Origin of the sequence: Methylomonas montana (assembly GCF_030490285.1) — a bacterium.
Lineage (GTDB): Bacteria > Pseudomonadota > Gammaproteobacteria > Methylococcales > Methylomonadaceae > Methylomonas > Methylomonas montana.
In genome coordinates this window covers 920,800-934,199 of record NZ_CP129884.1, presented here as the reverse complement: position 1 = coordinate 934,199, position 13,400 = coordinate 920,800, and the positions used below count along the sequence as shown (strand labels likewise).

General features: G+C 51.0%; 13 protein-coding genes. 3 read left to right on the top strand and 10 right to left on the bottom strand.

The features are described 5' to 3' along the window. Positions 1-162: 162 nt before the first annotated feature. Entirely contained in the window at positions 163-912 is a 750-nt protein-coding gene (locus QZJ86_RS04585; RefSeq protein ID WP_301936806.1) for a class I SAM-dependent methyltransferase, read from the top strand. A gap of 374 nt (positions 913-1,286) precedes the next feature. Here the strand turns inward: QZJ86_RS04585 and QZJ86_RS04580 are convergent, their stop codons facing one another. From QZJ86_RS04580 to QZJ86_RS04575, 3 genes are all read right to left on the bottom strand, one after another. Then, the gene (locus QZJ86_RS04580; RefSeq protein WP_301936805.1) at positions 1,287-1,817 is read right to left on the bottom strand and encodes an REP-associated tyrosine transposase; all 531 of its coding nucleotides are present in this window, start codon (positions 1,815-1,817) and stop codon (positions 1,287-1,289) included. 130 nt (positions 1,818-1,947) lie between these two features. Further along, entirely contained in the window at positions 1,948-2,130 is a 183-nt protein-coding gene (locus QZJ86_RS21650) for a hypothetical protein (protein ID WP_455429808.1), read from the bottom strand. Positions 2,131-2,205: 75 nt separating this feature from the next. Continuing rightward, complete coding sequence (locus QZJ86_RS04575; protein WP_301936803.1) at positions 2,206-2,694, bottom strand: TlpA family protein disulfide reductase; 489 nt, start codon at positions 2,692-2,694, stop codon at positions 2,206-2,208. A gap of 565 nt (positions 2,695-3,259) precedes the next feature. Between QZJ86_RS04575 and QZJ86_RS04570 the strand changes: the two genes are divergently transcribed. Continuing rightward, positions 3,260-5,635 (top strand): TonB-dependent receptor, encoded by a 2,376-nt coding sequence (locus QZJ86_RS04570; protein ID WP_301936801.1) that lies wholly within the window; start codon positions 3,260-3,262, stop codon positions 5,633-5,635. Between the two features lie 111 nt (positions 5,636-5,746). Here QZJ86_RS04570 and QZJ86_RS04565 read toward each other — a convergent pair whose 3' ends face one another. From QZJ86_RS04565 to nifB, 7 genes are all read right to left on the bottom strand, one after another. Beyond that, entirely contained in the window at positions 5,747-6,304 is a 558-nt protein-coding gene (locus tag QZJ86_RS04565; protein ID WP_301936799.1) for a nitrogen fixation protein NifQ, read from the bottom strand. Between the two features lie 87 nt (positions 6,305-6,391). Next, positions 6,392-6,742 (bottom strand): 2Fe-2S iron-sulfur cluster-binding protein, encoded by a 351-nt coding sequence (locus QZJ86_RS04560; protein ID WP_301936797.1) that lies wholly within the window; start codon positions 6,740-6,742, stop codon positions 6,392-6,394. Positions 6,743-6,763: 21 nt separating this feature from the next. Next, positions 6,764-7,051, bottom strand: coding sequence for a 2Fe-2S iron-sulfur cluster-binding protein (locus QZJ86_RS04555; protein WP_301936795.1), 288 nt, complete (start codon positions 7,049-7,051; stop codon positions 6,764-6,766). A gap of 185 nt (positions 7,052-7,236) precedes the next feature. Further along, the gene (locus QZJ86_RS04550) at positions 7,237-8,514 is read right to left on the bottom strand and encodes an FprA family A-type flavoprotein (protein ID WP_301936793.1); all 1,278 of its coding nucleotides are present in this window, start codon (positions 8,512-8,514) and stop codon (positions 7,237-7,239) included. Then, positions 8,511-8,936, bottom strand: coding sequence for an ArsC/Spx/MgsR family protein (locus QZJ86_RS04545; protein WP_301936790.1), 426 nt, complete (start codon positions 8,934-8,936; stop codon positions 8,511-8,513). Before QZJ86_RS04545 ends, QZJ86_RS04550 begins: the two co-directional genes overlap by 4 nt. A 5-nt stretch (positions 8,937-8,941) precedes the next feature. Beyond that, a complete protein-coding gene (locus tag QZJ86_RS04540; protein ID WP_020484742.1) occupies positions 8,942-9,226 on the bottom strand; it encodes a 4Fe-4S dicluster domain-containing protein in 285 nt (94 codons plus the stop codon). 110 nt (positions 9,227-9,336) lie between these two features. Then, entirely contained in the window at positions 9,337-10,830 is a 1,494-nt protein-coding gene (gene nifB, locus QZJ86_RS04535; RefSeq protein WP_301936784.1) for a nitrogenase cofactor biosynthesis protein NifB, read from the bottom strand. A 514-nt stretch (positions 10,831-11,344) separates the two neighbouring features. Between nifB and QZJ86_RS04530 the strand changes: the two genes are divergently transcribed. Continuing rightward, positions 11,345-13,393 carry a TonB-dependent receptor plug domain-containing protein gene (locus QZJ86_RS04530; protein WP_301936782.1) on the top strand — a complete coding sequence of 683 codons (2,049 nt, stop codon included), beginning with the start codon at positions 11,345-11,347 and terminating at the stop codon, positions 13,391-13,393. The last annotated feature ends 7 nt before the right edge of the window (positions 13,394-13,400 follow it).

Genomic DNA, 13,400 nt, shown 5'->3' with positions numbered 1-13,400 from the left:
TTAAACGACTTCATGTCGCATAAAATCCTTGCAGTCCTCAAATTTATTATTGCAACTCAGGTTTCGCGGTAGATATACTGTTAACAGCTTAATAACTTGTTATGCTACAAACACAGGAGAAAAATGATTATGAAGTCGCCAACGGAAACCGCGAGACAATTCGTGAAAATAACAAAAAATTTCTGCCAGTCAGTTTCACTGTCCATTCCAAAGAAAGTTCAGTGCAACATTTGCGGATGGGAAGGGCGTCACTTTTTGAGTGATTCGTGGCATAACCATACAAATTGTCCGAAATGTCGTTCTGGAATAAGGCAACGATTATTCATTATAGCTCTTCAAAATATTGAGGAACTGTCCTTTGGCAAAATAATTACTGACAGAAAACTCTTACACTTTGCTCCAGAAGAGATCATCACTTCAGTTATTCGAGAAAAATCTGCACAATATGTTACAGCAGATTATTTCCGACAAGATTGCGACCTCAAGGTGGATATGTCATATATGCCCCAAATAGAAAATGAACAATTCTATACCGTAATCGCTTTCGATGTCCTTGAACATGTGCCTGACTATCAAAAGGCACTTGAAGAAGTGCATAGGGTTTTGTGTTCAAAAGGCATTGCAATCTTTACTGTGCCACAAAAAGACAATCTTGAAAAAACATATGAGGATTCGTCCATAGTTTCATTAGAAGACAGGACAAAGCATTTTGGGCAATGCGATCATCTTAGGATATTTGGGGATGATTTTTCACGAATTGTTGAAAGCAAGGGTTTTTCTGTTACTGCTGTAAACGAATCCGATTTCTCAGAAGACATAGTAAACAAACATGTTTTGTTTCCGCCAACTCTTTCAAGGCATCCCTTGGCTACAAATTATCGAAAGGTTTTCTTTTGCCGAAAAACTTCATAAATCAACAGCATAACAAAGCGTTGCACCGCACATCGGGTCAGAGGAGGCCGAAGCCTCCGTCTCAAGGCCGTAAGGCGCAATAACCAACGGGCATTGCGCCGAATTTTTAAACTACTCGAATTCATATAAACCTCCGTCAGCTCCAGCCCAATTTAATGGATAGACACCACGCTCTACCCACCGAGGAAAGGTTGAACGCGATAAGGTGCGCTAAATCCTAGCGAAAATAGGATACTGCCATCGGGCGCATCGACCGCGATCGTTGCGCCTCGCATGGCTCGGCACAACCTATTTTGGACTACCTTTATTGTGTTTTCAATGCGATAGCGTGCGCTAAATAGGATGTGCCGACGTGAGGAGGCGCATCTGTCGAGTTACTCGATACCTTTAATATCCGGCTCTTCGCTCTCCCCCCAATTTTCTTCATAAACACCCTGTTTCACAAAACGGTGAAAACTTGAATACGGCCAATCGATTGCGCTTTTGACATGGCCGTGCTTTACCGGATTCCAATGAATATAATCGACATGGCGATTGTAATCGTCTTGGTCTTCGATCAAATGTGCCCACAATCGCCGCTGCCAAATACCTCGTTCGTGGCGTTTTTGGCGGCTTTTTGAAATTCTTTCTCCATGGTCAATTGACCTGGAAAACCGTCCTTTCAACATATTCCATCTGACAGAAAAATCACCGTCATCGGGCGGTAATGTCCAAATACAATGTAAGTGTTCAGGCAATATGACAATGGCATCAATTTGGAAAGGTCTGCGTTGTTTTACATATCGAAAAGCATTTCGCAATACATCGATCTTATCAATCAACAAATAGTTGTTTTTCCGCTCCGCAAGATTGACGGTGAAAAACCACATGGCGTTGGGTATGTAAAATCGACGGTATTCTGTCATGGTGTAATGTTGACTCGATCGATGCGCCTCCTGCCGTCGGCACATCCTATAGGTTGGCCCATAGAATCCGAAAACACCCGACAATAGCCCATATTAAGGATTGTACCCAGGTTGCTTGGCCATCAACCGCTCAACACCTGTCGCCAGACCGCATGTTCCTGAATGATTGCCAACGCAGTTTGCAGCAAGCTGGCGCCCGGCTCGGTGCGATGCCGGATGGATGCGGCAGCGGGATGACTCGGTATCGTGGCCGTGAAAACTCAAGCGATGCAGGCCACCGATGACGTCGCTGACGTTTATCGACCGGCAGCATTTGCGGTATCGCCAGTTTGCCGACCAGGATGATCAACTTTGGCTGTAACATCGATTGTCGGCGCACTGAATTTGCTTACATCCTCATCTTGCTAAATTGCGCTTCGAATTCTTCCAATGACATCGCCCCGCTCTTGCCCTCGCGTTGATGCGTCGCGTCGAAGAAATAAGTCCTGGGCAATTCGCCGTACCAAGCCGGATCGATTTCGTAACGCAGTTTTTCCGGGTTATCCGAGACAAACGCCCAATTTTCCAAGCCGCTCAGTTTATGACTATCGATGATGCGCTGAATCTCCGGCAACGCTTCCGCGTCGTCGGTCGCCAGCATCACGATTTTCAACGCCGGGCGTTTCTCGTGAATCTTGTTCAGGATTTCCATGTCTTTCAAGCAAGACGGGCAATCCACCGACCAAACCGCCAACATCAACGGTTGATTGGCGTTTGCCGCCAAAATCTGTTGATAGCTGCCAGGCTTGAACGGCTTGATCGCCGTCTGATCCGCCATAACCCCTTGGTTGCCGGCCAACATTAACGCCAAGGCCGCCAGCGTGTTTTTGATGTTCATAGATACCCTTTGTTCAAATTGATTATTGACCGGCCGATTCCCGGCAACGCTGTCCAACGTGCAGATTAACGCCGGCCGCAACCAGATTCAAGCCATCACAAAAATGCCAGCAAGCCCTGTACCTTTCGCGCTAAGCGGTCGTAAACGCATAAGTTATTTAACACAGTTTTATTATTGACAAACTGCCGCCGGCGCCGCTGAGGAATCGACCATGGGTTTACTTCGGTCAAAGCCTTCTTTTCGGCATAAAACCCGCAATAGAATTTAAATTTATGAATTTTCTGACTTTATAGCGCGTTCTCTTCCAGATAAAAGCCAATCCGCACCCCTCATCGCCACCAAATAAGCTGGCCATATCGCATAAATAGCAACAAAAATAAGTCAAATAACATAGTTAAATAGTTAAAACAAAAGCCTCACCGATATTTTCAACATAAATTCAATGTGTTGCGATTTTGGCGCCGATCTTGCGGGACTATCGGGATGCCTCTTGACGGCTAAAGTCTTCGTCAAACTCAGCCTATCGGCTGACGGCATTTTTTATGGTCTTATTGAGATGTCTTATATGCGTACAACAACAAAAATTAGCCCCGCACTATTGATGCTGCCCGGCATGATGGCCATGCCGCTGGTTCTCCAAGCCGCCGATAAGCAGGAAATCTCGACATTATCCGATGTCATCGTCAGCGAGGAATCGGAAGACGGCCGACCGGAAACCCCTTCCAAAACCGATTTTTCTACGCCGAAAACCAAGGTTACCAAGAAAGCGATTGAGAAAACTAACGCGGTAACGACGGTTGACTCCGTCAAATATGAATCAGGGGTGTTTGCCCGGCAGCGTTATATCGGCGACCAGAACGCGCCTATCGGTATGCGCGGCTCCAATCCCTATCAAGGCGGTCGGGTGATGGCTTTCATGGACGGCATGCCGATTTGGAATCCGTTGCAAATCAGCTTTAACGGTTCGCCGCGCTGGGGCCTGATCGGTCCGGGCGAAATCAAATCCGTGGATATATTATCCGGACCATTTTCCGCCGAATACAGCGGCAATGCGATGGGCGGCGTGATCAACTACAACACATTGATGCCGCAAAAACGCGAGATATACACCGAAGCGACCTATTTCGTGCAACCTTACGAATTCGAAGGCACAAAAGCCAATTTGCAAGGTTTTAAGACCTTCGGCTCTTACGGCGATAAGTTCGGCGATTTCAGCACCTATTTCTCGTACAACCATATCGAGAACGAAGGACAACCGATGACGCCGCAGCATGGTGTCGACAATCCCGCCGCCGCGACAGGAGCAAGATTAGCCAACGCGACGACGGGCGCCAATCTCGAGAGAAATCCACGGACCGGCGCATTGCGCTATAACTATGGCGACGATGGCATTCAACATTCGACCGATAATCTGTATAAATGGAAAGCCAACTATGCGATTACGCCAGAACTGGATACGATGTTTACAGCTGCCTACCAGGAATTCGAAAGAACCAATGTCGGCCAATCGTTTATTACGGACGTCAATGGCAACACCATATATCCATCGCAGTATGCGCGCTATAGCGTGAATGGACGAGTTCTCACTAACAACCCGACCACCTTAGGCGCAAGCACTCAAAAGCGCGAAACATTAACGTTAGGTTGGGGATTGAAGGGGCGCATCATTGGAAATTGGTTTAACAATACCAATATTAGCCTTTTCGATATTCTTAAAGACCAAACGATAAGCTCAAACTATCACCCTAACGACCCTAACCGGGTGACTACCGGACGGGATAGTTCTTTTGACGATTCCGGTTGGTTCAGTCTGTCTACAAAATTCAATAACGACGAGTTTTTAGGCCGTAAAGACCTGTCTTTTTCTACCGGTTACGAATTTCAGCATTCGAGAATTTTATTAACGCAATACAATTTAAGCAATTACGCAACCAATACTAAAATTTCCGGTAATCCGATCAGCAGCCAAAGCGGCGGCACAACCGATACCCACGCACTGTTTGGACAACTCAGTTGGCGCTTCATGCAAGATTGGGATGCCACGATCGGCACACGCCTCGAGCGCTGGAATACTTATGACGGCATTTATTTAACATCAACAGCCCCAACAGGAAGTGGATTAACCAATGCCCAAGCAATGGCGGGCGCATTGAATCCAACAGACAGACAAGTGTCGAGATGGTCGCCTAAATTCTCGCTGGGTTATGAGCCGGGCCGCTGGAAATTTCGTTATTCCGTCGGCAAAGCCTATAAATTTCCGCTGCCTGAAGAATTATTTGGCAACTCGAGCGGCGTCAGCGGCAACGTCTCTTTTGCGGACGCCACATTGAAACCCGAGGATGGCACTCATCACAACTTGCTGGCCGAGTATGACTTTAATAACGGCTATATTCGCTTGAACCTTTTCCACGAAAATGTCCGTAACGCGATTTATAACCAATCGATATATCTGCCGGGTAGTTCGGTGTTAAGCACCTTGGTTTCATCGATAGGCGAAGTAGAAACCGACGGTCTGGATTTTACTGTCAATCATGATCGGGTGTTTGGGTCCAATTTCGACGTAAAACTCAATACCACCATCCTCAATGCCGAAATCATCGAGAACGAGCGCAACCCTGCCTATGTGGGCAAGCAATTTCCTTTGATGCCGAACTATAGAGCCAATTTGCTGACCACTTACCACTATGGCAATGATTGGGATTTTTCAGTCGGCACCCGTTATTCGGGCAGACAGTTTTCGCAACTGGATAATTCGGATTTGCAATTGCCGTATTACAGCGCGTTTAGCGAATCGGTCTATGTCGACTTGAAAGCCACCTACCGCTTCAACAAGGCAGGTCATGTATCGGCCGGTATCGACAATATCAACGACTACCAAGCGTTTTACAATCACCCATTACCGCAGCGCACCTTCTTCGCGCAAGTGGGATATAAGTTTTAAACATTTGGCTTTCACTGTAAAAACCGGCTCCATTGAGCCGGTTTTCTGAATTAATTCGTGGATGGCGATAAACGCCGCGCCAGGCGCTGACTCTATAGATCGCAAATCCGCTCAATCCTCCGGCCCGAAACACTGCTGATAGTCTTTACAAACTTCGCAGGACGGTGCCCGGCAAACGTATAAACCTTCCGCTTCGCAAAGCTGTTTATACAGAAACTTCTTCCATTTCATATCCTTGCTGTTGCGATTCACCAGTTCGGGGAAATTATGCGCCAACAGCGCCGACAGGTCGCTACGCGACCACAAGCCCAAATCCTGCCACAAGTGATCGTTGCCCAGGCAAGCCGAGACGATCATCGCGATCAGCCATTCGGTTTCGACTCCGGACTGCGATGCGAATTGCACCAGCAGGATTTCCAGATCCTGTTTTTCCAACATCCGGCTGTAATCCAGACTGCTGCCTGAATACGCCTGCTCGGCCAAGGGGTAACCGGGGAAATAATGGTCGAGAAGTTGTTGAAACTGCTCAGAACTCAAACCCAAACTGTCGGGGAGTACCCCATCGCCGACCGACCAGCTGGCGATGATTTGCGCCAGCCAGACGCGATTGGGCGACTGGCCGGCGCAGGCCATCAGATCTTGATAAATGTGCTGCCGCGACTTCTTCATAACCGTTGGCTCTGTCCGATTTGTCGGTTGTATGGCAAGTATGCAGTTCATTATCGGTCCTCCGGCCTTTTTTAACGACGACGCGGGTTAATATTCGACCCGAATATCTTCATCCCTGACGATCATCTGACACGCCAAGCGCCACTCGGGCGGCAAATCGTCGACGATCATTTGCTCCAACTGTTCGGTCGTCACTTTCCCGATCTGTTTCAGCAGGGATTTTTCCTTCTCGGTCATCGTGCCACCCATACGCTCCATTTTTTTATCGATGCTGGTGACCCGGACCGCGCAAGTGCCGCACTCGCCGTCTTCGCATTCGAAATTGATGGGAATTTTATTTTCCAGCGCCAACTTCAAAATCGTTTGAGTATGGCTGCCGGCTACGGCGTAAACGGTTTTATCCCGATATTCGGGACTGGTAAATGTGATTAATGCCATCTGTTCCTCCTTTTGCGTGGATTAAACGGGTTTAAGGGAAATTTCCCCGCCCAATACTTGCGCTTGGCACGCCAGACGGTTGTGTTTGCCGGCCATGTTTTCCCGCAAAATTTTGTCTTCCAATACCGACGGCTCGGTCAGATTGTTCCAACCGGAGGTCACCTTCATGATGCAGGTGCCGCAGTCGCCTTCCCGGCAACCGTAGGTAATACCCGATCCCACTTTTTCGGAAACCTCGATCACTCGGGTGCCGGCCGGGACGGTAACAGTCACATTAATATCTTCAAATGTAATGGTCGATTTGGCCATTGTAAAAACTCCATAAGGTTTGAAATGTCATCTCGGCAGCCTCTAATCTGAGGACTCCCGGTTTGGAATCTCATCGATTCCCGATTTTCATCGACCTTGCGGCCGATGAATTCCCCGATACGTCCTTGGATCGGTTTGGCCCGCGCACAACATTGCGGGCTCAATAGCGAGCGTCTGTTATCGCCTTACAGATCCGCAAAATTAATGACTTTCGACTCTCTGATCCCGGTCAACTCCTGAGCCAGTTCCAGGCCGAAGGCCTTGCATTCCAAAATCTCGTCGTCGGTCGGAATCAGCTTGACCCTGAGGCCCGGTATCGGCACCCGCAACTTCAGGCCGCGCAAGCGGTCTTCGACCAAGCGCACGCCTTCTCCGGTCCAACCGTAAGAACCGAATACGCCGCCCAGTTTATTTTTCAGATTGACCACGGTCAGCGAGGACAACAAATCCCAGATCGGCTTGACCGCATCGCCGTTAATAGTCGGCGTGCCCAACACCAAGCCTTCGGCTTCCTCGATCAGATCGACGAATGGCGAGACCTCGCCGCCTTCCAGGTCGTACAAGGACACGCGTACGTCCTCGACTTGCATCGCGCCCTGATAAATCGCTTCGGCCATGCGCCGGGTGTTGCCGTAGGAGCTGATATAAAAAATTAAAAGGGTTTTCTGGTTGGGCTTGAGTTCGTTGTGCAAGGCCGGCGTAGACAACTGCCGGTAGCGCTGGATGTAATGCTGCGGATGGTCGCGCAGAATCGGGCCGTGAGTGGGTGCGATCAATTTCAGCGGCAACGGCTCGATCAACTCCAAGGCGTGTACCACGTATTCCTTGAACGGCCGCATGATATGAGCGTAGTAGTATTCGAAGGAAAACCGAAAGTCGCCGACCTTGTCGTTGTACAAGCGCTTATCGCAAAAATGGCAACCAAATACATCACCGGAGAACAACATGGCCTCTTCCGGCGCATAGGTACATTGCGTGTCCGGCCAGTGCAGATACGGGGTGTGCAAAAACTCCAGGCTGCGGTCGCCCAGCGATACCTTGTCGCCGGTCACGACTGGCGTAAAACTCAATTCATCCTGTTTCAGCAGGCCTTTCAACATGGATTGAGCTTTTTGGGAAATGAACAACTGCGCTTGCGGCGCCCGTTTCATCAGTTCCGGCAAGGCACCGGTGTGATCGGGCTCCAAATGATTGAGGACGATGACTTTGATTTCCGAATAATCGGCGACGCTTTCCAGCCGGGCAAAAAAGTCGTTGGCAAAGCCTTCCTTGACAGTGTCGATCACCGCTACGCCTTCGCTGCCGCGAATCACATAAGCGTTGTAGCTGGTGCCGTTGGCGGTTTTCAGGATGATGTCGAAAGTGCGTAGATTCGGATCGAACGCGCCGACCCAATACACTCGCTCCGAGAGCGCTATCGCCAGCGGTACGCCGTCGTCGCTCTCCAACTTTAGGCTGTTCATGGCTTGCAAGCCTCGGCATGCGACTGTCTGGGGCAGCTTTCCAGATCCTTACCGGTCGGCGGTGATTTCAAGCCTAGCCAGGCATCGACCTCCGCTTCGTCGAAGCCGCTGACGCGCCGATTGTCGGCTTCCATCAAAGGCCGGCGAATCAATAAGGGCTGGGCCACCATTAACTCGATAGCCTGTTGTTCGTCCAATGCATCGGGATCGATCAAGCCCTGCTTGACGGCCGGTGCGCTGCGGTTAAACCAATCCGACACCGGTTTATCGCCGAAAAACGAGCGCAGTTTGGCAGGGTCGTTAGCCCAAGGATGCTGCAACAGATCGTAAATCACCAGCAAATGCCCAGCGGCACTCAACAGCTGCTTTTGCCGGGTATTGTTCAAACACCCCGGCTTTTCGTAAAAATGGACGGTGGCCATGGCCGTCAATGGGCTTGCAGTTCCGCCATCGCTTCTGCCATTTTTTCCGGCGGAATACCGGTCAATGAGCCGGGCGGATTGATCGGCACACCCAAGGCATCGAGGATCGCTCCTTCGATCGGGCAGATGCTGGCGCATTGGGTATCTTTATAATCGCCTTCGCATTCGGTGCATTTTTTCGGGTTGATCCTGAAATGCCCGGCTTTTTCGGACATATAGATAGCCTTGCTGGGGCACAATGGCTCGCAGGCATAACAGTTGACGCAGGATTCGATAATTTGTAAGGCCATGACGTTACCTCTTGGATTGGGTGATTAGACGTGTGGCCGGGTTAGGACTAGCCGTCACCCGACTCGGAATACGTGCGGTCGGGTTAGCGATGCCAACCCGACCTACCTATTTACGCCGTCGCGCGTTCCTCGGTTTTAACCTCATCCAACTTACCGGCAGCGGCCATTTCCTTATAAACCGCCATCACCGCTTCTTCGATAGGCTCCATCGCGTGCTCGCCGTTAGGCACGATGCCGGCTTTTTCCAGCATATCCCATGGCTCGTAACCGATTTTGGAACACAACACCGCTTCGCAGCCGGCCAAAGAGCGGATGGTTTGTTGCAACACGCTCTCGCCTTCGCCGCAGGTATCGTCGCCGCCGCAATACAAATCGGTCTTGCGATGGCTCATGAAACGCACGCCGTCCGGCGATGCTTCGTAGATCAGGAATTCCTTCGCATGCCCGAAGTGCATATTGATCACGCCTTGACCGCTGGTCGCGATCGCCATCAGCACCGGCCGGGTGTTCAGTTTTTCTTCCTGAGCATGTTTGGCTTCGGATTCGGCCTTGGCGGCGCGCTTGCTATGCATTTCCTCGGTGATTGCTTCATGGATGACCTTGCGTTTTTCCATTGCCGATTGGTAATCGATTTCCATCGCCTCGATTTTGTCCATCGTAAACTCGTCGCCGCGGTCTTCGCCCAACAAGCCAACCGCGTCGGCACGGCATTGACGGCAATGGCGCATCATGTTCATGTCGCCGGAGCAAGCGTCTTGCAGATCCATCAATTCGTCCTGAGTCGGGCCGCGTTGGCCCATTACACCGTAGAAGGTGCCGTGTTCGGCTTCGGCGATCAAAGGCATCACGTTGTGCAGGAAGGCGCCCTTGGCTTTGACGATTTTGCTGACTTCAGCCAAGTGTTTGTCGTTGACGCCGGGGATCATCACCGAGTTGACCTTGACCAAAATCCCTCTGGCGGTCAGCATTTCCAGGCCTTTTTGCTGCTGCTCGATCAAAATTTTCGCGCCTTTCACGCCTTTGATGCGTTTGTTTTCCCAGAAAATCCACGGATAAATTTGCGCACCGACTTCCGGATCCACGCAGTTAATGGTGATGGTGACGTGGTCGATATTGTGTTTGGCCAATTCCTCGACCGACTCCGGCAAGGCCAGACCATTGGTGGAGACGCACAGTTTGATGTCCGGCGCTTCCGCACTCAGGCGACGGAAGGTTTCGAACGTGCGCTCCGGATTGGCCAGCGGGTCGCCGGGGCCGGCGATACCCAGCACAGTCATTTGCGGGATATTGGCCGCCACCGCCATGGTTTTCTTAACAGCTTGATCCGGCGTCAACAGCTCGGACACCACGCCCGGACGCGACTCGTTGGAGCAATCGTATTTGCGGTTGCAGTAATGGCATTGAATATTACAGGCTGGCGCGACCGCGACATGCATCCGCGCGAAGTAATGGTGGGCGTCTTCGGAGTAGCACGGATGGTTCTCCACCTTGGCGCGAATCTCGTCGGACAGATGGCCCAGCTGATCATCGCTGGTACCGCAAGAATGAGAGGAGCAGCCGCCTGCGCTTGCTGCTGGAGTTTCGTTTAATACTGGCAGTTCCATATTCTTCACCTCACTTGATTGGTTATACAGTGAGAAAGCACAGGCCATGCCAGTTATTAAATTAATTTAAATAACTGATATTTAAATGTTTTTTTATCATAAGCCGCTGAATTGTCGCAAATAACACAGATTTATGTTTGTAACGGCACAACAGCCGGGACGCGTTTGTAAGAATTCGCCCACTGCGATGGCGCTATTTCGTGGCGCATTCGGCTAACCCTATATTTTATAGGTCTTTAAGCGCCGCCAGTATCCTACAAATCTATAGGCCAGCTATAGAATGTTCTCAAGATTCGTGCCGGCGCAGTTCGGATGCTGCTCCAGCATTTTTTTACCCGGCGAATTGTGATAACCCTCTAAAAACCCAAACAATTTTGGACTGTTTGCCGGCACCTAACACCTTATTTTGGTTTAGGGACTATCTTGTAAACGGTCTTTCGAGAGAATATCGTCCGTTTTATATTCGACTATGCTTAATCCGCTGAAAAATAATAAGTAACAAATGAAATCAACGATGCAACGAAATTGCCGGTTTCAATGGCATGTAACAAACTCTCTAGGCTTCTTGCTGTTCGGAATCGCGCTCGGCACCGGCTTGCAGGGCAAGGCCGCCGCCGAAGAGGTTGCGCCGGATATCGAAAGCTTATCGATCAACGAACTGATGCAGATGGAAGTCTCTTCCGCATCCCGAAAATCGCAAACCCTGTCCGATACCGCCGCAGCGGCGTTCGTGATCAGCCAGGACGACATTCGCCGTTCCGGCGCAACCAGCATCCCCGATGCCTTGCGCATGGCGCCGGGTATCGACGTGGCGCAAATCAACGCCAGCTCCTGGGCCATCACCGCCCGCGGCTTCAACGGCAAGTACGCCAATAAATTACTGGTGTTGATGGACGGGCGCACGATTTATACGCCCTTGTTTTCCGGCGTGTTCTGGAATTTGCAGGACACCCTGATGGAAGACATCGAGCGTATCGAGGTGATCCGCGGCCCCGGCGCCGTGATGTGGGGCGCCAACGCCGTCAACGGCGTCATCAATATCATCACCAGGAAGGCCAAAGACACCGAAGGCAATCTGTTCGTCGCCGGCGGCGGCAATCAAGAACAAGGGTTCGCCGGTTACCGTCACGGTGGCCAAATCGGTAACGACGGCAGTTACCGTATCTACGCAAAGACTTTCGAACACGAGGCCTTTGTCGGTTCATCGGGGCAACGGCTGCATGACGACTGGCGCTCGGTGCAGGCCGGATTTCGCATCGACGACAGAATTTCCAGCGATCACCGCTTCACGGTGCAGGGCGACGTCTACCGAAAAACTGTCGGCAACACAACCGGCCCCGTAACGACTGCGCCGCCATTCAATAGTATATCCAACGTCGACAATCACGCCGATGGTGCCAACCTCCTGGCACGCTGGGAGGGCGCTTTCAGCGATGGTTCGGAATTTAAGCTGCAAAGCTATTATGACCGGGTCAGCTTCAGCGCGCCGGCGTTATCGGACGACCAGGACATGCTGGACATCGACTTTCAGCATCGCCTACATCCCAGTCCCAGCCACGACCTGATGTGGGGCGTCAATTACCGATTCATCCACAGTTCCGCCACCAGCACCTCCGCGATTGCCTATAGCCCCAACAGCCTGGGTTATCACAATGGCAGCGTCTTCGTGCAGGACGATATCACACTGATAGACAACACTTTACGGTTGACGCTGGGTACCAAACTCGAGGAAAGCCATTTCGGCAATACTCAAGTTCAGCCCAATGCTCGGTTACTATGGACGCCTAGCGAGCAACATTCGGTCTGGGCATCGGTTTCCAGGGCCGCACGCACCCCGTCGCGCGGCGAGGCGCAATCCAATATTGCCCTCGGCGTGACTCCGACGGGTATTCCGCTTCCCCCTTTTGATCAGGCTCAGGTCAGGGCATTTCCCAATCCCAACCTCAAAGCAGAAAAGGTCTTCGCCGCGGAAATCGGCTACCGCGCCCAGTGGACCAGCCAGTTCTCGACCGATATTACTGCGTTCAGCAATCACTATACCGATCTGATCATGTTTCGCCAGGGTACACCGACTTTTGATGGCGTGACACTCACCCAACCCATGCTCTGGTTCAACAACACCCACGAAGTCACTACTCGCGGTATAGAACTATCCGCCGACTGGCAAGTTTTGGATTGGATGCGGTTTACCGGCAACTACAGCCACATTAAAATCGAACAACCCTACGATTCCGCCAATTCAGACACCGCCGGCCTCAGCCCGCGCCATCACGGCTCATTGCGTTGGCAGATGGACCTCAACGAGCAGACCAAGCTGGACCTTACCCTGCGACATGTAGACCGGCTCCGAGCAGTCGACCAGTCAGTTCCGGCTTACACCACCTTCGACGCCCGGCTTGCTTACCAACCCTATTCCGGCATTGAGTTATCTGTCGTCGCCCAAAACCTGTTCTCGCCGCAACATTTGGAATATCGAGAAGTTGCGTGGATGTCACTGTACGACCTTACCGCGGAAGTCCCCCGCTCGATTTACGGCAAGATCGACTGGCGTTTTGATTTTTGAACCCTTT